The organism is Sinorhizobium sp. GQ132 (assembly GCF_059758575.1).
Window position 1 is genome coordinate 416,867 of record NZ_JCAXDX010000005.1, and the last position, 20,573, is coordinate 437,439.

The 20,573-nt window shown below is 63.0% G+C and carries 22 protein-coding genes; 6 read left to right on the forward strand and 16 right to left on the reverse strand.

The features are described from left to right. Position 1: 1 nt before the first annotated feature. Positions 2-1,015 (reverse strand): DUF2125 domain-containing protein, encoded by a 1,014-nt coding sequence (locus tag AC6CIG_RS16275; RefSeq protein ID WP_127708922.1) that lies wholly within the window; start codon positions 1,013-1,015, stop codon positions 2-4. 303 nt (positions 1,016-1,318) lie between these two features. Here AC6CIG_RS16275 and AC6CIG_RS16280 point away from each other — a divergent pair, with 303 nt between their 5' ends. Next, positions 1,319-1,873 carry a gamma-glutamylcyclotransferase gene (locus tag AC6CIG_RS16280; RefSeq protein ID WP_018096911.1) on the forward strand — a complete coding sequence of 185 codons (555 nt, stop codon included), beginning with the start codon at positions 1,319-1,321 and terminating at the stop codon, positions 1,871-1,873. A gap of 7 nt (positions 1,874-1,880) precedes the next feature. Here AC6CIG_RS16280 and AC6CIG_RS16285 read toward each other — a convergent pair whose 3' ends face one another. The 4 genes from AC6CIG_RS16285 to ftsE form a co-directional block, all read right to left on the reverse strand. Beyond that, the gene (locus AC6CIG_RS16285; protein ID WP_127708920.1) at positions 1,881-2,663 is read right to left on the reverse strand and encodes a lysophospholipid acyltransferase family protein; all 783 of its coding nucleotides are present in this window, start codon (positions 2,661-2,663) and stop codon (positions 1,881-1,883) included. A gap of 102 nt (positions 2,664-2,765) precedes the next feature. Further along, entirely contained in the window at positions 2,766-3,464 is a 699-nt protein-coding gene (locus tag AC6CIG_RS16290) for a YdcF family protein (protein WP_018096913.1), read from the reverse strand. A 105-nt stretch (positions 3,465-3,569) separates the two neighbouring features. Further along, complete coding sequence (locus tag AC6CIG_RS16295; RefSeq protein WP_018096914.1) at positions 3,570-4,586, reverse strand: cell division protein FtsX; 1,017 nt, start codon at positions 4,584-4,586, stop codon at positions 3,570-3,572. After that, entirely contained in the window at positions 4,579-5,202 is a 624-nt protein-coding gene (ftsE, locus tag AC6CIG_RS16300) for a cell division ATP-binding protein FtsE (protein ID WP_234704940.1), read from the reverse strand. Before ftsE ends, AC6CIG_RS16295 begins: the two co-directional genes overlap by 8 nt. Before the next feature lie 425 nt (positions 5,203-5,627). On the opposite strand from ftsE, the gene AC6CIG_RS16305 reads away from it, so the two are divergent. From AC6CIG_RS16305 to AC6CIG_RS16315, 3 genes are all read left to right on the forward strand, one after another. Beyond that, complete coding sequence (locus AC6CIG_RS16305) at positions 5,628-6,038, forward strand: hypothetical protein (protein WP_127708918.1); 411 nt, start codon at positions 5,628-5,630, stop codon at positions 6,036-6,038. 63 nt (positions 6,039-6,101) lie between these two features. After that, complete coding sequence (gene hpt, locus AC6CIG_RS16310) at positions 6,102-6,647, forward strand: hypoxanthine phosphoribosyltransferase (RefSeq protein ID WP_498323015.1); 546 nt, start codon at positions 6,102-6,104, stop codon at positions 6,645-6,647. Between the two features lie 223 nt (positions 6,648-6,870). Further along, positions 6,871-7,230, forward strand: coding sequence for a response regulator (locus tag AC6CIG_RS16315; protein ID WP_026168803.1), 360 nt, complete (start codon positions 6,871-6,873; stop codon positions 7,228-7,230). A gap of 80 nt (positions 7,231-7,310) precedes the next feature. Here the strand turns inward: AC6CIG_RS16315 and AC6CIG_RS16320 are convergent, their stop codons facing one another. The 4 genes from AC6CIG_RS16320 to argH form a co-directional block, all read right to left on the reverse strand. After that, complete coding sequence (locus AC6CIG_RS16320) at positions 7,311-9,956, reverse strand: TIGR02302 family protein (RefSeq protein WP_127708916.1); 2,646 nt, start codon at positions 9,954-9,956, stop codon at positions 7,311-7,313. A gap of 140 nt (positions 9,957-10,096) precedes the next feature. After that, complete coding sequence (lysA, locus tag AC6CIG_RS16325) at positions 10,097-11,365, reverse strand: diaminopimelate decarboxylase (protein WP_127708914.1); 1,269 nt, start codon at positions 11,363-11,365, stop codon at positions 10,097-10,099. 14 nt (positions 11,366-11,379) lie between these two features. Further along, on the reverse strand, positions 11,380-11,580 hold the full coding sequence (gene lptM / locus AC6CIG_RS16330; protein WP_018096921.1) for an LPS translocon maturation chaperone LptM: 201 nt from the start codon (positions 11,578-11,580) through the stop codon (positions 11,380-11,382). A 195-nt stretch (positions 11,581-11,775) separates the two neighbouring features. Continuing rightward, the gene (argH, locus tag AC6CIG_RS16335; protein ID WP_127708912.1) at positions 11,776-13,179 is read right to left on the reverse strand and encodes an argininosuccinate lyase; all 1,404 of its coding nucleotides are present in this window, start codon (positions 13,177-13,179) and stop codon (positions 11,776-11,778) included. A 25-nt stretch (positions 13,180-13,204) separates the two neighbouring features. Between argH and tlpA the strand changes: the two genes are divergently transcribed. Next, positions 13,205-13,879, forward strand: a complete 675-nt coding sequence (tlpA, locus tag AC6CIG_RS16340; RefSeq protein WP_127708911.1) for a thiol:disulfide interchange protein TlpA — start codon at positions 13,205-13,207, stop codon at positions 13,877-13,879. Between the two features lie 37 nt (positions 13,880-13,916). Here the strand turns inward: tlpA and AC6CIG_RS16345 are convergent, their stop codons facing one another. The 7 genes from AC6CIG_RS16345 to AC6CIG_RS16375 all read right to left on the reverse strand — a co-directional run bounded on the left by AC6CIG_RS16345 (position 13,917) and on the right by AC6CIG_RS16375 (position 19,526). Continuing rightward, positions 13,917-14,789, reverse strand: a complete 873-nt coding sequence (locus tag AC6CIG_RS16345) for a 3-hydroxybutyryl-CoA dehydrogenase (protein ID WP_010970098.1) — start codon at positions 14,787-14,789, stop codon at positions 13,917-13,919. Between the two features lie 143 nt (positions 14,790-14,932). Then, on the reverse strand, positions 14,933-15,874 hold the full coding sequence (locus AC6CIG_RS16350) for an electron transfer flavoprotein subunit alpha/FixB family protein (protein ID WP_127708909.1): 942 nt from the start codon (positions 15,872-15,874) through the stop codon (positions 14,933-14,935). A 116-nt stretch (positions 15,875-15,990) separates the two neighbouring features. Continuing rightward, entirely contained in the window at positions 15,991-16,740 is a 750-nt protein-coding gene (locus AC6CIG_RS16355) for an electron transfer flavoprotein subunit beta/FixA family protein (RefSeq protein WP_127708907.1), read from the reverse strand. Positions 16,741-17,040: 300 nt separating this feature from the next. Further along, the gene (locus AC6CIG_RS16360) at positions 17,041-17,832 is read right to left on the reverse strand and encodes a rhomboid family intramembrane serine protease (protein WP_018096926.1); all 792 of its coding nucleotides are present in this window, start codon (positions 17,830-17,832) and stop codon (positions 17,041-17,043) included. 38 nt (positions 17,833-17,870) lie between these two features. After that, positions 17,871-18,449 carry a cob(I)yrinic acid a,c-diamide adenosyltransferase gene (locus AC6CIG_RS16365; protein ID WP_018096927.1) on the reverse strand — a complete coding sequence of 193 codons (579 nt, stop codon included), beginning with the start codon at positions 18,447-18,449 and terminating at the stop codon, positions 17,871-17,873. 17 nt (positions 18,450-18,466) lie between these two features. Then, complete coding sequence (locus AC6CIG_RS16370; RefSeq protein ID WP_018096928.1) at positions 18,467-18,670, reverse strand: twin transmembrane helix small protein; 204 nt, start codon at positions 18,668-18,670, stop codon at positions 18,467-18,469. Between the two features lie 22 nt (positions 18,671-18,692). Next, a complete protein-coding gene (locus AC6CIG_RS16375; RefSeq protein ID WP_100674195.1) occupies positions 18,693-19,526 on the reverse strand; it encodes an SDR family oxidoreductase in 834 nt (277 codons plus the stop codon). Positions 19,527-19,696: 170 nt separating this feature from the next. Here AC6CIG_RS16375 and AC6CIG_RS16380 point away from each other — a divergent pair, with 170 nt between their 5' ends. Beyond that, on the forward strand, positions 19,697-20,572 hold the full coding sequence (locus tag AC6CIG_RS16380) for a YihY/virulence factor BrkB family protein (RefSeq protein WP_018096930.1): 876 nt from the start codon (positions 19,697-19,699) through the stop codon (positions 20,570-20,572). Position 20,573 lies beyond the last annotated feature (1 nt).

Sequence of the window (20,573 nt, forward strand, 5' to 3'; positions counted from 1 at the left end):
CTCACAGAGCCGGCAGCATACCGATCGGAACGAAGGCGAGGAAGGCGGTCCCGTCGCGGACGTTCAGTTTGACCGTCGCTTCGTTCTTGCCGCCGGCAAGCGCCTTCAACATGTTGGCGACGTTGTCGATCAGGTCGGTTTCGTCCGGAGCGATCTTCACGAAGTTTTCCCGCCAGGCGTCGATATTCGCAAGCGTGAGAGAGAATTCCCCCGAAATCAGCCCCTGATCATTCACCGAAAAGGGCCCGGTGAGTTTTGCGCTCATTCCGGAGCCGGCATCGAGTGTCAATTGCCGCAACTCGCCTCTGGTGCCGCGGAGCATATGGGGGGGCAAAGCGCCCGCCTGAAGCCATTCTGCCTTGTCCGTAACGGTCAGGTCCATTGCGACATCGGCCGGTGCGGCAAGACTGGGTCCCTGGTCCGGACGCAGGTCGAGCTTTTCGATGCTGAGTGCCGCGTCCAGGTTACCGTCGTTCTGGCGCAGATGGAGCTCGCCATGGCTGGCGCCGAAGCCGAGGCCTTCGCCCGTCAGGGGAGAGCGCGCGGTGCCGGTCAGATTGTCGTAGGCCACCGAGGTCCGGTCGATGCCGGAGAGGGTCGCCGCGACACTTGCTCGGAGCAGCGTCCAGTCGGCGGAAACGGTGACGCCGGGAGAAACACGGATTTCGGCGGGGCCGTCGAGCTCGAGGACCGCACGGCCGGGTTGATAGACCTGCGCCGCCGTTCGCAGGGCGCCGAAGGACGCGGAGGCGCCGCGGCGCGTATCGTCGAGGCGAACCTTGTCGCAGAACAAACCGAGGCGGAAGGGAAAGCCACGCACCTCCATCTCGGCGCATTCGCCGCTGAAGCCGATCGCCTGCCCCTTCGTCAGATAGGCGGTCAGCCGCCTTTGGATCTGGTCGGCGGCGAGAAACCAACCGGCGGAATAAAGGCCGATCACGAACACGATACCTGCTGCCAGCCACAAGAACTTCCTGCCGGTAGGCGATGGCTTGGCGACGGCGGTCACAGTCATGTTGTCGGGTACTCCACACTAGATCACGACGGTTTCAGGTCGGGTCGACCTGAACCTCATCTCGCTCTTGCCGCCGGGAGGGCGTTTCGCGTGGCCGACTCCCATGCGGCGAACTAACCTTCATCCGCAATCGCGACACGGGCTATCGGCGCGACCAGTTCGATTGCAAGAGAATTGCTGCACAATTTTGTCCTTCGACCGGTACGGTCCCGGGAATTATGCAGTAAAAATTTCGGTACGCCGCAGGAGCGTCGAACACTGATTCGGTAGACTGATTCGGTGGCCGGCCGGCGGCATGTTTGAATGGCAGCGGATATGGACGAATTTTGGGTCTTTGGCTACGGGTCGTTGATGTGGAATCCGGGCTTTCGCTTCGAGGAGAAGCTGACGGCGCGCGCTTTCGGCTACCGCCGATCCCTCTGCGTGCGCTCCTGGGTTCACCGCGGGACCGAACGGCACCCCGGCCTGGTGCTCGGGCTCGACTATGGCGGCTCCTGCATCGGGACGGCATTCCGCGTGGCGCCTGCGCAAAAGGCGGAGGTGATCGACTACCTGCGCGAACGCGAGCTGGTCACGCACGTCTACAAGGAAAGGATCATGCCGGTGCAACTTTCCAGCGGACACCGCGTGCCCGCGCTGACCTATGTGATCGACCGCTGCCATGTCCAGTATGCCGGTGCGCTGAGCGCGGAGGAGGCGGCCGCGACGGTCGCCGTCGCCGCCGGCAAGTCCGGGCCGAACAGCGAATACGTTCTCAATACGCTCGAACATCTTCGCGAAATGGGGATCCGCGACCATTGGCTGGAGGAAGTTGCCGCGAAGTTGACGGCCGGCGGAGCTGCGTCCGTCCGGGCCTGAAGGGAGGCTACCGTGCCCCGAGTTCGCGCAGCCGCTGTTCAGCGGTGGGCGGCAACGGCAGGTGCGGATTGGCCCGCACGGTTTCGATGAGGAGGTCGTCGCTCGCAGCCTCGGTAACTTCCACCAGCTTCGCCAGGAATGCGTCCGGATCCAGCCCGGCCTCGATCGGCGGGAGGACACGCACCTTGAAGTGGCCAGGGAAACGGAGGAACTTGCGCCGCGGCCAGAACAGCCCCGGATGCATCGCGACGGGAACCACCGGCACCTGGAGATCCCGATAGAGCCGGGCAATGCCGTATTTGTACTCCGGCGGTGCGCCGGGCGGGCGGCGCGTCCCCTCGGGATAGATGATCAACTGACGCCCGGTCGCCATCTCGTTTTTCGTGCGGTCCATGACCTCTGTCATCGCCTTGCCGCGCGCGGCGCGGTTCACCGGAACCATGCGCTGCTTGACGATGTACCAGCCGAACAGAGGTATCCAGGTGAGTTCCCGCTTGAGAATATAGAAGGGATCGTCGAGCCAAGGCAGAAGCGCATAGGCATCCCAGAAGGACTGATGCTTCGGCGCGAAGATGTAGGCGCCCTTCGGAATGTTCTCGAGGCCCTCGATCTCGAAGGTCGTACCGACGATCTTCGCGAGCAGCCAATGGTTGCTGCGCGCCCAGTTCTTGGGCACGAACCAGGCCGTCTTGCGGGGCACAAGGAAATAGAACGGCGTCAGCACGATCATCTGCACGATCAGGTTAACGTAGAAGACCAGATTGAAGAGGATCGAACGCAGGATGATCATCAGGCAGACTCTCGGGTGCGGGTGCGGGGGCGACACGCTGCCTACACGAATATGCGGCGGAGGAAAACAGCCTCGCGACGGGAGCGCCTTTCTCCGGCGGCGCTATTGCCCGGCCGGCGCAACAGGCAAGGGCTCCGTCCTGAGGCCGTTCGTCCAGCGGGCGCCCATCACATCGCGCAGCGAGGCGACGGAGTATTTTCCGTATTCGAGCAGAATGGCCTTCAGCACCAGCGGATTGCGCAGCCAGTTGGTCGTCTTGAGATCCGAATTGACGACCGGGTAGGCAATGAATTCGGTTTCGGGCCTGGCGCGGCGCAGTTCCAGCAGGCTGCGCGGCATGTGGTAATTGTTCGTCACCACGAGGATCGTCCGATAACCTCGGTTGCGGATCCACTGCGAGGTTTCGGTGGCGTTGCCGATCGTATCGATCGCCGCACGACCGATATCGACGCAGCATTTGAACAGGTCGGCCGAACTCTGCGTATTGCGCCGGATCTGGCTACGTGTCGTCGATGGATGAACACCGGAAATCAAGAGCCGCTTTCCGGCGCCGAGTTTCAGGAGATCGACAGCCTGGTCTATTCGCTGGAAGCCGCCGGTCAGCACGACGATCGCATCCGCTTTCGGAGTGGCAGGCGGTTGCAGCGAGGCGACGGTGTCGGCGAATTGCAGGAAGCCGGCGATGAATATGGTGAGAAAGGCGAGCAGCACGAAGAAGCCGCGGCGCAGCACTTTGCGCAACAGGCTGCGGGACTGGCGACGGCGCGCGGCCCTCTCCAGCCATTTGCCCCTTTCGGCCATCCCGCTCCCGCGTAGTTCTCCCGCCTTCATGATTCCCATCACATAGCCGCAGATTGCGGCAGGGAATAGATCGATTGCGGGCAATTCATGGTCTTCCGGCCGATTTCAACCCTGAAAGGTGTCGGTCCGGCCCGGATCGGATCGGATAAGGTCGATTTCGTAGATGGTCCGCATGACTGTAAGGCGCGCCGTCAAGGTCGTCAGCAGGGCAATCACGACGATAATGGCGAAGATGCCGAGATAGCCGGTGTAACCGATGGCGAAGGTACCGAACAGAGCGGTCGCCTGATCCGTTTCAGGGGTTGCAAGCGTCTGCGACTGCCAGAAGCTCGCCAGCGCAAAGGAGAGCGCAGCGAGAAGGCCGCCGGCGCCGGCGCCCTTAAGACTGATTCGGAGAAAGTGCTTCTGGAATTCGGCGGCGACGAAACTCGCTTCCGCCCCGACGAAATGCAGGACCTCGACGATGTGACGGTTGCCGGAAAGGGCGCCGCGGGTGGCGAAAACCACCGTCAGCACCATTGCGGAGAAGACCAGTACCAGGACGCCGGTGCCGATCATCGTGGTCGTGCTCGCCATCGCAACCAGGCGATCGACCCAGGTGCGGTGATCATCGAGAAAGGCCTGCGGGATCGTTTCGGTGAGCGCCTTTCGCATCGCGGCGAAATCGGGGGGATTGCTCTCGTCGATCGTGATGACGACGAGCCGCGGCACGGGCAGTTCGTTCAGGTCGAGTCCACCACCGAGCCACGGTTCCAGGAGGCGCGCGGTCGCAGCGCGGTCGATGATCGTGCCGCCTGTCGTGCCGTTGAAGGTCAGGGCCAGATCACGGGCGTCGGCGAGAGCCCTCTCCATGTCGAGGTTGTCGTCCGGCTTGATCTGGATGGTGATCTCGCGGGAGATCTGTGATTGCCAGCTCTGGGCGGTCGCGCGCACCATGCTGACGCCGCCGAGGGTCAGGCAGGCCAGAAAGGACATGATGGCGATGACGCACATGAGCGCGTGGCCGGAAACGTTGGCCGAAGGCACGATCGGCCCGGTCGGGCGCACGCGCATCTCGCTGCGACGCTGCTGTTGTTGCGGCGGAGGGGTAGGCTCGCGGCGGGCAACGCGGTTCTCATTCATAGATGTCGAGCCGTCCCTGTGACAGGATCATGCGCCGGGCCTCGACCTGATCCATCAAGGACAGGTCGTGCGTGGCGATCACCACCGCGGTCCCGAGCCGATTGAGTTCCATGAAGAGATTGAGCAATCGGCGCGCCATAGGCGGATCGACGTTGCCGGTCGGCTCGTCGGCAAGCAGGATCTCCGGCCGGTCGATCAGCGCCCGTGCGATGGCGGCGCGCTGCTTCTCGCCGCCGGAGAGCACGGGCGGCAGCACGTTGATGCGCTCGCCGAGTCCGACCCATTTAAGGAGTTCGAGCACGTCGGAACGGTAGCTCGACTCCTCCTTGCCGCGGACCCGGAGCGGCAGGGCGACGTTTTCATAGGTCGTCAGGTGGTCGAGCAGGCGAAAGTCCTGGAAGACGATGCCGACCCGACGGCGCAGCATCGGAAACTCCTCACGGGGAATGGAGGAGATGTTGCGGTCGAACATGCGGATGAGGCCGCGCGTCGGCTTGAGCGACAGGAAGAGGAGGCGGAGCAGCGTCGTCTTGCCGGCGCCTGACGGACCGGTGAGGAATTGGAAGGAACGGCGCGGGATATCGAATGTCAGGTCCCGGAGGATCTCCGGTCCCATGCCATAGCGCAAGCCGACGTTTTCAAAATGAATCAATGGGACAGCCCAGTCTCTCGTCACGACCCTCGCCAAATCCGCCGAAGGCCGGATTATCGCAGCTCCACCCGTCTATCAGATGCGCGACGGGCGGTGAAGCACTTGAAGCACCGCATGTCTGCCTGCACCGGCTCCGAATTCAGGAACATGCAGTAGGACTGCGCTTCTGCCAAGGCAAAACCGTGCGTGACACCATGGTTAAGCAAGGGTTAACGTTCCATGAAAAGACGCCGCTTTCGCGGCCTCGTTTTCAAAAGATTAACCATTTCGGTTTACGTCTCGTCAGGATTCGAAGCAATGCCTTGCATCCATCGCGGATGGCATGTGCATCGAGCGAAGACGTACGGCGCTGCAGGCAAGACGTCCGGCGCCGCGTTCGGGGAGCGCCCATGCAGGCATTTCGCGCAAAGACCGCGGGCATCGACCTCATTCCACCGGAGCGCGCCTCGCGTTCGAGCGCCGCTCAGCCGAGGCGGCTCGACTATATCGATGTCGAGTTCGAAACGGTTGCGCCGACCGCACGGCGCAGCCCGTATCCGGTGTTCAACGACAACCGCCGGGCCGGCGCCCGGCCGAAGGCCGGCGCGGCGACCGCCCCGGGAATGCGGAGGGCAGCACGGCGGATCCTGGTCGCGGCCGGGACCAGGATCGATGCGATGTCGCCCCGGCGCTTTGCCGGCCTGGCCGCCTTTCTCGGACTTACGGTTTTCCTGCTGATCGCCGGTTTCGGGGGCGACGGACGGGCCGACATGCACCCGTTGCCGATGGAGGGCGGAAAAGGCGGTGCTTCCGATCGCTGAATGTGCTAAGCGCGGCTGAAGAAGGGAAGGCCGGTGTTCTTCCTTGCGAATGGAGATACCCGTATGCCCGTCGTCCGCGGCAAGAATATCGAAGTCCTCTACAGCGCCGAAACCATTGCGGAGAGAAATCAGGAAATGGCCGGCGATATCGTTCGCGGGCCGCACAAGGATCTCCTGGTCATCTCGATCCTGAAGGGCTCCTTCATCTTCGCGGCCGATCTGATCCGCGCCATGCATGCGGCAGGCCTTGCTCCGGAGGTCGAGTTCATCACGCTTTCGAGCTACGGAACCGGGACCGAATCCAAGGGCGTCAAGATCACCAAGGATATCGACAGCGACGTGCGTGATCGCGACGTACTCCTCATCGACGATATTCTGGAGTCCGGCCGCACCCTGCGTTTCGCCAAGGACCTGCTTCTGGAGCGCGGCGCACGAAACGTCACGATCGCGGTATTGCTCGACAAGCGGGTGAAGCGCCGCGTCGATCTCGAAGCGGACTATGTCGGCTTCGAATGCCCGGATCATTTCGTAGTCGGCTACGGAATGGATGTGGCCTACGCGTTCCGCGAACTGCCGTTCGTCGGGGTTGTGACCGGCGACGCAACGTAACCGGGCGCGCCGTTTCTGTCGTGGCCCCATCACGGGGGATCGTTCCGGCGTGCTGAATGATTAAAATGCCTCCTATCGCGTTTACCGGAATCAAACGAAAAGCTGTTTGTTTGGAAGACGTATCGCGGTCGCATGAGGCGGCGGACGATACGCAGATCCAATGGAGCGTCAATGGCATCCAATCGCCGCGCCGCTCCCCGCAGAAATAATACGGGAGGCCATGATGGCGAAAATCCTGATCACCGAGGATGAAGACGGCCTGCGCTCGTTCGTGGCGCGCGCGTTGCGGCTCGACGGGCACGAAACGGTTGAAGCCGGGGACGGAGCCGATGGGCTTGCCTGCCTTCGCGATCAGCCGTTCGATCTCTTGCTATCCGATATCCGGATGCCGGTCATGGACGGCATCGAGCTTGCGCATCAGGCGTCCGCTGCCTTTCCGGCATTGAAAATCCTGTTGATGACCGGCTACGCCGAGCAACGCGAGCGTGCCGACGACCTCTCCGGCAAGGTCGTCGACGTCATCGAGAAGCCATTTTCACTGCCCGACATTCGCAAGGCCGTCGCGCTCGCGCTGGCCGCCTGACGCCGTTCGTAAACTTTTGATGCGGGACGCGGGAAGAGGGGCTTCGGAGAGGCCGCGCGACCCCACGTCCCGCAGACCCATTATCGCATGTCGAGCAGCCGCTCGAGATACTGCCGCTCCAGTTCCGGCGACAGGCTGTCACCCAACTTGCGACGGATCTCTTCGAGAATCTGGCGGGCGCGCTGCGTGTCGATTTCGTCGGGCACCTTGACCTGATCGCCGAAATCGGGACCGGCGTTCTGCTGTCGGCGGCCGAGGGGGTCACGTCCGTTCTGACCATATTGCGGAACGCCTTGTCCGGGACCTTGTCCCTGTCCCTGGGCTTGCATCTGGTTCATCATGTCCTGCGCTCCCTCGCGCAGGGCCTGCAGGGCCCGGCCCTGGCTGCCGACCGCCTGCTCGCCCTGGCCCTTCCCGAGAGCGCCGGCGGCACCTTCCATCTCGCGCTGCGCCTGACCGAAGCCCTTGCCGGGTTTGATGCCCAAATTCTCGAGACCCTTCTGCAGGTCGCCGAGTTGCTTGCCAAGCGATTCCTGCTGCTCTCTCAATTGCTTGAGAGCTTCCCTCAATTGCTCGGCGGTCATATCGTCCATGGGGTTGGGTTGGCCGTTGGGGTCACTCCGCTGCCCCGGATCCTGCGGCATGTCCTGTCCGAAGAGTTCCTCGTCCTCGCCTTCGAGCGGATCGCCGCGCTGCATCCGGTCGCGTAGTGCCTGGTCCAGTTTGAAAGTTTCGTCCATCAGCTGCTGCTGCCGCTGCATAAGCTCGCCGAGCTTGTCCATCTGCTGCCGCATGGCGTTGTTCTGCTCGCCCATCTGCTGCATGCGTCCGGCCTGGAGATTGTTCATCATTCTCTGCAGTTCGGAAAGCATCTGCCGCGCCTGATCGCGCGCGCCGGAGCGGGCCAGATTTTCGATCTGGTCCATCATCTTCTGCAGATCCTGCTGGCGCAGCACGTTGTTCATCTCAGGATTGGCGGCAACGGCGGGGTTCTTCGCGGCCTGCTCGGCGAGCGCCTGCATATATTCCTGCATCGCCTGGCGAAGCTCGTCCATCAGCCGGGCGATTTCCTCGTCCGAGGCGTTACGTTCGAGCGCGTCCGACAGCGCCTGCTGCGCGTCGCGCAGCCGCCGGTCAGCGAGCGACAGGTCACCGTCCTCGATGCCGAGCGCGATTTCCCACAGGTGGTCGGCGGCGTCGCGAAGCATGTCGTCGTTCCGGGCGAGCTGCATGCGCGTGCGTGCCGATTTCAGCAGCAGGAAGTGGGTGGCATTGGGAATCGTCTCCTCGGGATAAAGCGTCAGCGCATCGTTGAGATCGATCGCGCGCGGCAACTGGTTGGCGTCGAGCGCGAAGACCTGGCGCTGTTCTGCGACGGCAGCGGCGAGGGGTTCGAAGAATCGGCGGGCCGGCAGAACGATCTCCTGCGGCACGCTTCGTCCCTCCTGGCCGGCTGCATCACGAGCGACGAGCGTGATGCTCACGCGCTTTCCGGCAAGCGGATGCTCACTCAGATTGCGGCTCGTGGTACCCTTTGCTTCACGGGCATTGCGCCGCGGCAGATCGAGGCGATATTCGGGAGGGCCGTAGAGCGGATGGGCGTCCTTCGCGGGCTCCTCGATGGGCTTTATCTCGGCCCAGGCCTGCGCGATGCCGTAGTCGTCATGGGCGAGGTAGCTGATGTCGAGCGCTGCATTGACCGTTGGACGCGGTTCGCCGTCGAAAGCGATGTCGGGCACGCTGTCGGGCGTGATCTTGAAGCTCCAGCTCTGGCCGCCGACGGAGAGCGTTCCGTCCTTGGCGATCTTGTAAACATGATTGCGGACCGCATTGGGAGTTGCCTGGGGCGTTTCCGGTTTGGCTTTTTCCGGCCCGGATGTCGTCTCCGCCTTGGCGTCCGACTGAGGGATAACCAAGGGTTCGTCGCCCGCGGCTGCGTAGCTGACCGGTTCCTCGGCCCCGGCGCCGGTTATCCGGACCGTAAGATCGCTGAACTGAGGTATCGTGATCTGAGGCTTCTCCTGCGGATCCTGCTCCTTGTCCTCGGCCGGGGCCGTCGCGTCCTGTCGACCCGTAAGAAAGATCGGTGCGCGGCCGGTATAGGCGGGTGGTGTCACCCATGCATCGATACGGATGTCGGCCGTCGCTGCCTCTTGCTCGGGCAGGCGGAAGGCATCCGAAACCAGTCCGGCGCGATTCGAATAGGAATAGGCGAAGGCGACGCAGGCAAGGAGGACGGGGACCGCCCTCAGCGCCCACGGGTCATGCCGTGCGATATCGGGGCGCGGCAGACCCGTGTCGAGTTCCCTGACCATACGCGCCATACGCGCCTGATGTTCGCGCCAGAGTGCGGCGCCGAACGCGCCCTCCGTCGCGGGTGCATCTTCCTGGACGCGGATCGCCTGATGCGGCAGCCGGTTGCGCTCCTCCAGCATCCGGTCCGCCTCGGGCGTTTCGGGCCAGCGAATGCGGGTCAGCGGCAACAGGGAGATGAACAGCCCTATGACGAAAGCGAGAAGAAGGGCGACATGCAGCGAGAACGGCGCAGCCCGAAAGAGGCCGACCCAGCCGGCGGAGAGAAACAGAAGAACGAGCGAGGCGGGGACGAGCATGCGTGGCAGCAGCTCTTCGGCCAAAAGAACAAAACGGGCGAGGAATCGCTTCGCCGCCAGCATCCTGGCGAACGACTGCGGTTTTGGCGTTTCATCCTGCCGGAATTGCGTCATCCGCCGAAACTTCCTTTCGATCCTTCGACCGCAGGGGGTCAACGGTCAGGATAACATTGTTTGTGGCGAAGACGAGGGCGGCCCGTAAAACAATGCGTGATCGCCGCCGGCGACCCCAATCGTGAAAGCGTCGCTCGAGGTCAGTCGAGCCAGTCCGGCACCGAGTCGAGGCCGATCAGCTCGTCGTAGCCCCGGCGCGGGCGGATCACGTGGAAACGATCGCCGTTGACGAGCACCTCGGGCACCAGCAGGCGGCTGTTATAGGTTCCCGCCTGTACGGCACCGTAGGCGCCCGCCGAGCCGATCGCGAAAAGATCGCCGGGCTTCGGCATCGCCATCTCCCGGTCGAGCGCCAGATAGTCGCCGGTCTCGCAGACCGGCCCGACGACATCGGCCTTGATGCGCGGTGCGCTGGCCGCGGAAATCCTCACCGGGCGTAACTCGTGATAGGCCTCGTAGAGCGTCGGGCGGATGAGATCGTTCATCGCTCCATCGACGATGACAAAGGTCTTGTCGCCGCCGTCCTTCACATAGACCACTTCGGTCACGAGAATGCCGGCATTGCCGACGATCAGCCGGCCCGGTTCGGTGACGATCTTGCAGTCGAGGCCCTTGAGCTGGTTCTTGACGATATCGGCATAGGCATCCGGCAAGGGCGGCGGGTTGTTGTCTTCACGGTAGGGAATGCCGAGACCGCCGCCGATATCGACGTGCTCGATGACATGCCCGTCGGAACGCAGCGTATCGACCAGTTCGCGCAACAGCTTGAAGGCATCGTCGAAAGGCTGCAGCTCGGTGATCTGGCTGCCGATATGCATGTCGATCCCGGTCACTTCGATGCCGGGAAGCTCGGCGGCGTGAGCATAGACGCTACGGGCCCGCTCCCAGGAAATGCCGAACTTGTTTTCCTTCTTCCCGGTCGAGATCTTCGCATGTGTGCGGGCATCGACGTCGGGATTGATGCGGAAGGAAACCGGTGCTCGTCTGCCGGCGCGTACGGCCCTCTGGTTCAGGACCTCCAATTCCGGCTCGGATTCGACATTGAAGCAATAGATGCCTGCCTCGAGAGCAAAATCCATCTCGCGCGCGGTCTTGCCGACGCCCGAGAACATGATCCGGCCTGCCGGAATGCCCGCTGCAAGGGCGCGGCGCAGTTCACCCTCGGACACCACGTCCACGCCTGCGCCGAGACGGCCGAGCGTTTTCAGCACGGCCTGGTTCGAATTGGCCTTCATCGCATAGCAGACCATGGCGTCCACATCGGCAAAGGCTTGCGAAAAGACCCTGTAATGGCGCTCCAGCGTGGCGGTGGAATAACAGTAGAACGGCGTCCCGACGGCGCGCGCGATCTCCGTCAGAGGCACGTCTTCGGCGTAAAGAATTCCGTCACGGTATTGGAAATGATTCACGGTCTTTCCTCGGCTCAGAGGAGGGGGTCAAGCAGGAATGGGCGGTCGTCGACGGTTTGCTTCGGCGCGACAGTACCGGCGGGCGCTTTCGTATTGATCGGTGCGGTGGCCCCCGGCCGGTCGAGGTCGCCCTTACGCCCGCAGCCGGCGAGAACCAGCCCCGGGATTGCCAGAAGAAGCGCGATTCGGGCGGCCTTCCTGAATGTCATCGTCATTTCCCTTTGCCGAAGCTGAGAGCCGATTGATCTTGGGAGCGCGGGGGCGGCAGGAACATGTTCCTGCGCCGCTCCGGTGCGATGTCTTACCGATTTTTCAGCGCCTTGTGCACCCTGTTTCTGCGCAGGAGAGAGCAGCATTGGAGCCGACGCATTCTGCAACGGAAAACCGTTACACACTTTTCCTGAAGCGCTCTAGTTGCGCGCCCGCCACCAGGCGATCTGCTTGCGGACTTCGGAGGGCGCAGTGCCGCCGAAACTGGTGCGGCTTGCCACGGAGGCCTCGACCGTCAGGACGCCGTAGACCTTGTCCGTTATCGCGGAATTGATCGCCTGCAGCTCGGCCAGCGGGAGGTCGGCGAGGTCGCATCCTTTCTGTTCCGCAAGCGCGACGACGCGGCCGGTCACATGGTGGGCGTCGCGGAAGGGCAGGCCTGCCTCGCGCACCAGCCAGTCGGCGAGATCGGTGGCGGTCGAGTAGCCGGAGCCGGCTGCGGCCTTCATCCGGTCGGCGCGTATCGTCACGTCGCGGATCATGCCGGTCATGGCCGCGATTGCGAGTTCGAGGCTCTCGGCCGCATCGAAGACCTGTTCCTTGTCTTCCTGCATGTCCTTGGAATAGGCGAGGGGAAGACCCTTCATCACGGTCAGCAGCGCAACCAGCGAGCCGTTGACGCGCCCGGTCTTGGCGCGCACGAGCTCGGCCGCATCGGGATTCTTTTTCTGCGGCATGATCGACGAACCGGTCGAAAAGGCGTCCGACAGGCGGATGAAGCCGAATTGCGGCGTGGACCAGATGACGATTTCTTCCGCGAGCCGCGACAGGTGGGTCGCCGCGATCGCGGCGATCGACAGGAATTCGAGCGCGAAGTCGCGATCGGAGACAGTATCGATGGAATTGCGCGTCGGCTCGCGGAAGCCTAACGCCTTGGCGGTCATGTGCCGATCGATGGGGAAGCCGGTGCCGGCAAGCGCGGCTGCGCCGATCGGGCTTTCGTCCATGTGCTCGATCGCGTGGCGAACGCGCGCGCGGTCGCGGCCGAACATTTCCACATAGGCCATGCAGTGATGTCCGAAGGTGACCGGCTGCGCCGTTTGCAAATGGGTGAAGCCGGGCATCACCGTGTCGGCATGCTCTTCGGCGCGGTCGAGAAAGGCAGCGATGAGACCGGTCAGCGCCTTCTCGGTCTTCTGCAGCTCCTCTTTCACCCACAGGCGGAAATCGAGCGCCACCTGGTCGTTGCGCGAGCGCGCCGTATGGAGGCGCCCGGCGGCCGGGCCGATCAGCGCCGCCAGCCGCGCCTCGATGTTCATGTGGATGTCTTCCAGGCGGCGCGAGAATTCGAATGCGCCGCTGTCGATCTCTGACAGGATCGTGTCGAGGCCGTGAATGATCTTGTCTTTGTCTTCGGCGGAAATGATGCCTTGATGCGCCAGCATCGTCGCATGCGCTATTGAGCCGCGGATGTCCTGGGCATAGAGCTTCTTGTCGAAGCCGATCGAGGCATTTATCTCCTCCATGATCGCGTCCGGGCCCGAGGCGAAGCGACCGCCCCACATCTGGTTGGAGGATTTCGTCTCGGAACTGCCGTCAGCCATCAGGATGCCCGCCTTGGAGAATGAAATGCCAGACCAGAAGAAACGCCCTCCGGCCCTTAAATTGTTCGCGCTCGCCGCCCTTCTGGGCGTGATCGCCGGTGCGGCTGCGGTATACGTGAAGGAGACGGGGTCTGGCAATGGCGGCGTCGCGGCGACGGCGGATGCGAGCTGCCCGCTGGCCGGGCAAAAGGTGGCTTCGCTCACCCCGCTGATGCGCGGCCAGGTGGCGGCGATGACGCCGGCGGACAACGCGCGCCCGATCGGCGGCCTCGATTTCGCAGGTCCCGATGGCAAGCCGCTGACGCTTGCCGCCTTTGCCGGCAAGACAGTCCTCGTCAACCTCTGGGCCACCTGGTGCGTGCCTTGCCGCGAGGAGATGCCGGCGCTCAACGCCCTGCAACAGGCGCTCGGCGGCGACCGCTTCGAGGTGGTCGCAATCAACATCGACACCGGTGCCGACGACAAGCCGAAGGCGTTCCTCGACGAGGTCGGCGTTCATGCGCTCGGCTACTACCGCGATGCCTCGATGGGAGTTTTCAACACGCTCAAGAAGGAGGGGCTCGCCTTCGGCCTTCCCGCTACCTTGCTTCTCGACGAAAAGGGCTGCCTTCTGGGGTCGATGAACGGACCGGCCGTATGGGACAGCGATGACGCGAAGAACCTCATCGAAGCGGCGCTGGCTCCGCCTGCGGGAAGTTGAGGGGTCGCCGCAGGAGCCTTCCGCCTGATCTGAAAGGTCAGCGCGTCGGTACGGGCACCTCGCCCCGGTAGTCGTAGAAGCCGCGGCCGGACTTGCGGCCGAGCCAACCGGCCTCGACATATTTCACCAGCAGCGGGCAGGGGCGATACTTCGAATCCGCCAGGCCGTCATGCAGCACCTGCATGATCGACAGACAGGTGTCGAGGCCGATGAAATCGGCGAGCTGCAAGGGGCCCATCGGATGATTGGCGCCGAGCTTCATGGCCGTGTCGATGGCATCGACGGTGCCGACGCCTTCATAGAGCGTGTAGATAGCCTCGTTGATCATCGGCAACAGGATGCGATTGACGATGAAGGCGGGAAAATCTTCGGCGACGGTGACGGTCTTGTCGAGATGCGCGACGAATTCCTTTGCCGCCTTGAAGGTCTCTTCCTCCGTGGCGATACCGCGTACGAGCTCCACCAGCTTCATGACCGGGACCGGATTCATGAAGTGGATGCCCATGAACCGTTCGGGACGATCGGTCGCGGAGGCGAGCCGGGTGATGGACAGGGACGATGTGTTGGTCGCCAGGATTGCATCCGGCCTCATGACCGGGCAGACCTGACCGTAGATCTTGCGCTTGACGGTTTCGTCTTCGGTGACCGCCTCGATGACGAGATCGGCCTGCGCGAGGTCGTTGATGTCGCCTGAGCCCTTGATCAGGGAAAGCGCCCGCTTGCGGTCCTCGTCGCTCATCTTGCCGGAGGAGACCTGCCGGGCAAGATTGCCGTTGATGGTGGCAAGCCCCGCCTCGATGCGGTCCGCGGCGATATCGTAGAGCTGAACCTTATATCCGGCGGCTGCCGAAACATGGGCAATGCCGCAGCCCATCTGTCCTGCGCCGATAATTCCCACCGTCTTGATCATTGAAGCGAACACCCATGTTCAACAGGTTGCGGCAATGACGCTGCCGCAAATGCAAAATTACCGGGCCGGCAGGGCCGGCCCGGTATGATTGTTAATGCCATGTCGGCGCTTTTTCCAGCTTTTTCGTGCCGGTGCCCGGTGCGTCAAAGCGCCTTTTCGAGTTCCGGCAGGACGTCGAAGAGATCGGCGACGAGGCCGTAGTCGGCGACCTGGAAGATCGGCGCTTCCTCGTCCTTGTTGATGGCGACGATCACCTTGCTGTCCTTCATGCCGGCGAGGTGCTGGATCGCGCCGGAAATGCCGCAGGCGATGTAGAGGTCGGGGGCGACCACCTTGCCAGTCTGGCCGACCTGCCAGTCGTTCGGCGCATAGCCGGCATCGACGGCGGCGCGTGAGGCGCCGACGGCGGCGCCGAGCTTGTCGGCAACCGGGAGGATGACTTCCTTGAACTTCTCCGAGGAGCCGAGCGCCCGGCCGCCGGAGATGATGATCTTCGCCGAGGTCAGTTCCGGCCGGTCGGAGGACGACAGCGCATCGGAAACATGGGCGGAAAGGCCGGGATTCGCCGCGGCGGCAACCGTCTCGACCGGGGCCGAGCCGCCGTCTTGAGCGGCGGCAAAGGAGGCGGTGCGCACGGTGATCACCTTCTTCGGCTCGCTCGTCTGCACCGTCTGGATGGCGTTGCCGGCATAGATCGGCCGTTTGAAGGTATCAGGCGAGACGACCTCGATGATCTCCGAAACCTGGGCGACGTCGAGAAGGGCTGCGACCCGCGGCATGACGTTCTTGCCGACCGAGGTGGCGGCGGCAACGACGGTGTCGTAATTGCCGGCGAGCGAAACGATCAGCGCGGCCAGCGGCTCGGCGAGATTGTTGGCGAGCGAGGCGTCCTCGGCGACCAGCACCTTGGCGACGCCCGAAAGCTTGGAGGCTTGCTCGGCAATCCCTTTGACGTTCTGACCGGCAACCAGCACATGCACGTCGGTTCCGGTCCCACTGGCGATCTTCGTTGCCGCCGTCAGCGCCTTCGCCGTCTGGTCGGAAAGGTGGCTGTTGTCGTGGTCAGCCAGAAGCAGAATGGCCATGGTAGAATTCTCCCTTTCGATCGAGCTCAACGATCCGTTCCGGATCGGAGCTCATGAGTCTGAAGTGGTTCATGCGTTTGTCCGGAAGCCGGTGTCCGCTTTCCGGACGCATGAACTTAAAGAACGCCGGCTTCGGTCTTGAGCTTGTCGACGAGCTCGGCGACCGTCTTCACCTTGACGCCGGCCTTGCGGCCGGAGGGCTCTTCGGTCTTCAAGACTTTCAACCGCGGCGCCGTGTCGACGCCGAAATCGGCCGGAGTCTTCTTGTCGAGCGGCTTCTTCTTCGCCTTCATGATGTTCGGCAGCGAGGCATAGCGCGGCTCGTTGAGGCGCAGATCGGTGGTGACGACCGCCGGCAGCTTCAGTTCGACCGTCTGCAGGCCGCCGTCGACCTCGCGGGTGACGTTGACCTTGCCGTCGCCGATCTCGACCTTGGAGGCAAAGGTGCCCTGGGCCCAGCCGAGCAATGCCGACAGCATCTGGCCGGTCTGGTTGGAATCGTCGTCGATCGCCTGCTTGCCGACGATGATCAGCCCCGGCTGTTCGGCCTCGGCGACGCCCTTGACGATCTTGGCCACAGCGAGCGGCTCGACCTGGTCCTCGGTCTCGACCAGGATCGCCCGGTCGGCGCCCATGGCGAGCGCGGTCCTGAGCGTCTCTTCCGCCTTGGCCGGGCCGATCGACACGACCACCACTTCACTCGCCTTGCCGGCTTCCTTCAGCCGCAGCGCCTCTTCGACCGAGATCTCGTCGAAGGGGTTCATCGACATCTTCACATTGGCAAGCTCGACGCCCGTTCCATCCGCTTTGACCCGGATCTTGACGTTGTAGTCGACGACCCGTTTCACCGTCACAAGTATTTTCATGGATTCTTTCCCTCCAAGAACGTTCGCAGGAAAATGCGCCTTAACAAGGCGGCCTGATTGTCGGTTGGCGACATCGATACGCGTTTTTGCTCCATAGACAAGCCGTTCTTGACGCTAAAATGCGATGAACCAACGCCAATTCGATATGACCAGGCTTATTCATACTTACGTTTACGTACAGGTAAAAAAATCCGCTGGCAAGCGGAGGCGTAAGGCCGGCTTCTATCGGGCATGACCCCCAACGCAGGGCATGCAATCCCTTGAAAACTCGACCTTTATTTCTCGGGCTCCCCTCGAAAATCAACCCGGCCGGCCCCATTGCGGAGCGGGCTTCGAAGCGCCGGCGGCTGCCGGCAACGTTTCATCGGGCGCTCTCGTCCTGTGCTCCACGGCGCGTGGAGTGACGATGGTCCGATCGAACAGCGGCACACCGCGGCGTCGCAAAACGACAACGAGCAGGAGACCCGCGACGATGCCGCCGACATGCGCACTCCAGGAAACGCCGCCGGCGGGATCGGCCACGAACATGAAGAATTGCTGGCCGATCCAGAAGGCGAGCGGAATGGCGGCGGGGAGCGGCAGCGGGATGCGGAAGAGCACGAGCACCCAGACCCGCACCTTGGGGTGCAGGAGGAAATAGGCGGCAACGACGCCGGATATGGCGCCGGAGGCGCCGATCAGCGGCGCCTCCGAGGCCGGATCGAGGAGCCCATGGGCCAGCGCTCCGGCCGCCGCGCACAGAAGATAGAAAACGAGAAATCGGAAATGCCCGAGCGCGTCCTCGACATTGTCGCCGAAGACCCAGAGGAAAAGCATGTTCATGGCGAGATGCATGAAGTCGCCATGCAGAAACGAGTAGGTGACGAAGGTGAATTCGTCCGGAACGATCACCAGCGAGGGATCGAGGGCGGCATACTCGAAGATGATCGCGGGGATATAGCCTAGCCCGAGGATCGCAGCATTGGCGAAATCCTCGCTTGCGACGGGTCCGGTAGCGAGCCAGGCAACGAAATTGATGACGATCAGCGTGATCGTCACATACTGCACCCTTATGTGTTTCAGCTCGTTCCTGTCATGCAGCGGTATGAACATGCGATCCCCGAGACGACCCGCGCCGAAACAAAAATACGTTATCTGTTGTTGCCGGGGACCCAAAGGACATCGGCGCGCCCCTTGTCATTCGCCCAGCGGGCCGCGACGAACAGGAAATCCGAAAGGCGGTTGACATAGGCAATCGCCTCCGCGCTGACGGCCTCGCCTTCCATCGATGCGAGTGCGACCATTTGCCTCTCGCCGCGCCGCGCTACCGTACGGGCAACATGGAGCGCGGCCGAAGCGGCGCTGCCGGCCGGCAGGACGAAGGAGCGCAGCGGTTCGAGGTCGGCATTCAGCCGGTCGATCTCCCGTTCGAGGCGCTCGACCTGGGCAGCGACGATGCGAAGCGGCTCGTATTCGGGCTTCTCGCCCGTATCCGGTGTGGCGAGATCGGCGCCAAGATCGAAGAGATCGTTCTGGACGCGCATGAGCATCGCGTCGAGATCCGGAATCGCATGCGTGTGCTGGCGGGCGAGGCCGACAAAGGCATTCGTCTCGTCAATGGCGCCATAGGCCTCGACCCTGAGGTCGCTTTTCAGGCGGCGCGGGCCGGAGACGAGGCCGGTGGTGCCGTTGTCGCCTGTCCGGGTGTAGATCTTGTTCAATTTCACCATGATGCTGTCGCTTTACCTCAGCTCGGACGGCCGCCGCCGGTCACCCAGAGCGTCAGCATGATCAGCACGATGGCGATGGCCTGGAACAGCACGCGGGCCTGCATGAGTTTGTTGGAGGTGTTGCCGCTGCCGCCCCTGGCCATGTTGAGCAGGCCGCGGATCAGCACGATCGCTACCAGGCCCATGACGAGCAGGGTCAGACCGGTAAGGAAGCTGTTCATGGCGTAAATCCTTGTGGTTCGGTCAGCCGAGACGACCGATGATGCGGTAGAACAGTGCCGCCGGCAGGAGCTTTTTGAGAAGCGCTCCCTGCCTGGCCGGCCTTGTCACTATATAATGCGGCCTCGGACGGCGTGCCGTCAAAGCGTGTTTCAGTACGGCATAAACGGCGTCGGGCCCGAGCTTGCCGGCTGCCGGTTTGCTCTCGCCGCGCAGGCGCCGCATCTGCCGCTCGTATTCCGCTCGATGGACGGAATTCTCAAGATCGATGAACCGCTCGATATAGGCGATCGCATTGGTCGTGAATTTCGAGGCGATCGGGCCGGGCTCGATCAGGCTCACGCCGATGCCGCTGCCGGCGAGCTCCATCCTCAATGTGAGCGAAAGCGCCTCGAGTGCGAACTTCGAGGCATTGTAGGCGCCGCGCCAGCGATAGGGCACGAGGCCGAGAATGGACGAGCACTGGACGATGCGACCATGCCCGCGGGCGCGCATCGCCGGGATGACGCGCCGCGTCAGGTCGTGCCAGCCGATGACGTTGGTTTCGAGCTGGAGCCGCAAGGCCTCCGTCGGCAGATCCTCCACCGCGCCGGCCTGGCCGTAGGCGCCATTGTTGAAAAGCGCATCGATTCGTCCGCCGCTCAGCGCCATCACGGCTTCCACCAGCGCGGCAATCGTCTCCGGCCGGGTATAGTCCATGATGAAGGTCTCGATGCCTTCGGCCTCCAGCGGCGCCTGATCCTCCGGCCGGCGCACGGTCGCGAAGACCCGCCAGCCGTCCCGCTGCAGCGCCCGGGCGCAATAGGCCCCGATGCCTGACGAGCAACCGGTGACGATGATTGTGGGGCGATCCGGCATCCACGCGATTCCTGTAGAAATCCAAGCCCCATTTCCCATATTCATCGTTGGGATACAATTGAATTGCAAAGGCGATGGCTGGGACCGGAACGTGACGTCAAGGCCGTTCGCAGGTACTGCGCCGGCTGGTCCTCATCAGGAGCGGGATTGGTGAAAGAGTGGGAGACGGAATGCCGGCATTCGTTCGCATCATCTGGAAGGTCGTGTTTGATGCGCTCTGGCATTTCAGCGAGGACGATGGCTGGGCGATGGCCAGTCACGTGGCGCTTTCTTCCCTTATGGCCGTCTTTCCCTTTCTGATCTTCGGCACCGCGCTTGCCAGTTTTCTGGGCGCCGATCAGTTCGCGCAGACGGCAGTCCATCTGATCTTCGACACCTGGCCGGAATCGATCGCCAAGCCGGTCGCCGATGAAGTCGTGCGCGTATTGACCATCCCGCGCGGCAGCCTGCTTACGATCTCCGTTCTTGCTGCAGCCTATTTCGCGTCGAACGGCGTCGAAGCATTGAGGATCGCGCTCAATCGCGCCTATAGGGTTGCCGAAAGCCGCTACTGGTATGTGACGCGGCTTGCGAGCCTCGGCTTCGTGCTCGGCGCCGTGCTCATTCTGGCCGCCCTCAGCCTTCTTCTGGTCGCGGTTCCTCTGGCGGTCCGCAATGCGGATCAGTGGTTCCCCTGGCTGGATACGCTGATGGCGGCGGTGGACGATTGGGGCTTGCCCCTGACACTGACCATGCTGACGGCAGGCTTGCTCGTCGCGCATCTGTGGCTGCCGGCCGGCCACCGCAACGTCGTCGACGTCCTGCCCGGCATCTTCCTCACGCTGGTGCTGTGGTCCGTCGGCGGCTACGCCTTCGCCTCCTACATCGCCAATTTTTCCAACTACGTGACGACCTATGCCGGGCTCGCTTCCATCATGATCGTCCTGGTCTTCCTCTACATGCTTGGCGCGATCTTCATCATCGGCGCGGAAATCAACGCTGCCATCCTGAAATACAAGGTGAAGCTCATGGTCAGGCGCAGTTTCCAGGGGGGCCGAGGAGAGTAAG

What these genes read in the sequence shown, in the direction of transcription:
- hpt (WP_498323015.1), top strand. Translation starts at nt 6,102, where the DNA reads ATGCCCGTCGTCCGCGGCAAGAATATCGAAGTCCTCTACAGCGCCGAA.
- lptM (WP_018096921.1), bottom strand. Translation starts at nt 11,580, where the DNA reads ATGACGATGACATTCAGGAAGGCCGCCCGAATCGCGCTTCTTCTGGCA.
- AC6CIG_RS16365 (WP_018096927.1), bottom strand. Translation starts at nt 18,449, where the DNA reads ATGGTGAAATTGAACAAGATCTACACCCGGACAGGCGACAACGGCACC.
- AC6CIG_RS16275 (WP_127708922.1), bottom strand. Translation starts at nt 1,015, where the DNA reads ATGACTGTGACCGCCGTCGCCAAGCCATCGCCTACCGGCAGGAAGTTC.
- argH (WP_127708912.1), bottom strand. Translation starts at nt 13,179, where the DNA reads ATGGCTGACGGCAGTTCCGAGACGAAATCCTCCAACCAGATGTGGGGC.
- tlpA (WP_127708911.1), top strand. Translation starts at nt 13,205, where the DNA reads ATGCCAGACCAGAAGAAACGCCCTCCGGCCCTTAAATTGTTCGCGCTC.
- AC6CIG_RS16360 (WP_018096926.1), bottom strand. Translation starts at nt 17,832, where the DNA reads ATGTTCATACCGCTGCATGACAGGAACGAGCTGAAACACATAAGGGTG.
- AC6CIG_RS16345 (WP_010970098.1), bottom strand. Translation starts at nt 14,789, where the DNA reads ATGATCAAGACGGTGGGAATTATCGGCGCAGGACAGATGGGCTGCGGC.
- AC6CIG_RS16380 (WP_018096930.1), top strand. Translation starts at nt 19,697, where the DNA reads ATGCCGGCATTCGTTCGCATCATCTGGAAGGTCGTGTTTGATGCGCTC.
- AC6CIG_RS16305 (WP_127708918.1), top strand. Translation starts at nt 5,628, where the DNA reads ATGCAGGCATTTCGCGCAAAGACCGCGGGCATCGACCTCATTCCACCG.
- AC6CIG_RS16370 (WP_018096928.1), bottom strand. Translation starts at nt 18,670, where the DNA reads ATGAACAGCTTCCTTACCGGTCTGACCCTGCTCGTCATGGGCCTGGTA.
- ftsE (WP_234704940.1), bottom strand. Translation starts at nt 5,202, where the DNA reads ATGGGACCGGAGATCCTCCGGGACCTGACATTCGATATCCCGCGCCGT.
- AC6CIG_RS16315 (WP_026168803.1), top strand. Translation starts at nt 6,871, where the DNA reads ATGGCGAAAATCCTGATCACCGAGGATGAAGACGGCCTGCGCTCGTTC.
- AC6CIG_RS16295 (WP_018096914.1), bottom strand. Translation starts at nt 4,586, where the DNA reads ATGAATGAGAACCGCGTTGCCCGCCGCGAGCCTACCCCTCCGCCGCAA.
- AC6CIG_RS16280 (WP_018096911.1), top strand. Translation starts at nt 1,319, where the DNA reads ATGGCAGCGGATATGGACGAATTTTGGGTCTTTGGCTACGGGTCGTTG.
- AC6CIG_RS16320 (WP_127708916.1), bottom strand. Translation starts at nt 9,956, where the DNA reads ATGACGCAATTCCGGCAGGATGAAACGCCAAAACCGCAGTCGTTCGCC.
- AC6CIG_RS16350 (WP_127708909.1), bottom strand. Translation starts at nt 15,874, where the DNA reads ATGGCCATTCTGCTTCTGGCTGACCACGACAACAGCCACCTTTCCGAC.
- AC6CIG_RS16290 (WP_018096913.1), bottom strand. Translation starts at nt 3,464, where the DNA reads ATGGCCGAAAGGGGCAAATGGCTGGAGAGGGCCGCGCGCCGTCGCCAG.
- AC6CIG_RS16355 (WP_127708907.1), bottom strand. Translation starts at nt 16,740, where the DNA reads ATGAAAATACTTGTGACGGTGAAACGGGTCGTCGACTACAACGTCAAG.
- AC6CIG_RS16285 (WP_127708920.1), bottom strand. Translation starts at nt 2,663, where the DNA reads ATGATCATCCTGCGTTCGATCCTCTTCAATCTGGTCTTCTACGTTAAC.
- AC6CIG_RS16375 (WP_100674195.1), bottom strand. Translation starts at nt 19,526, where the DNA reads ATGCCGGATCGCCCCACAATCATCGTCACCGGTTGCTCGTCAGGCATC.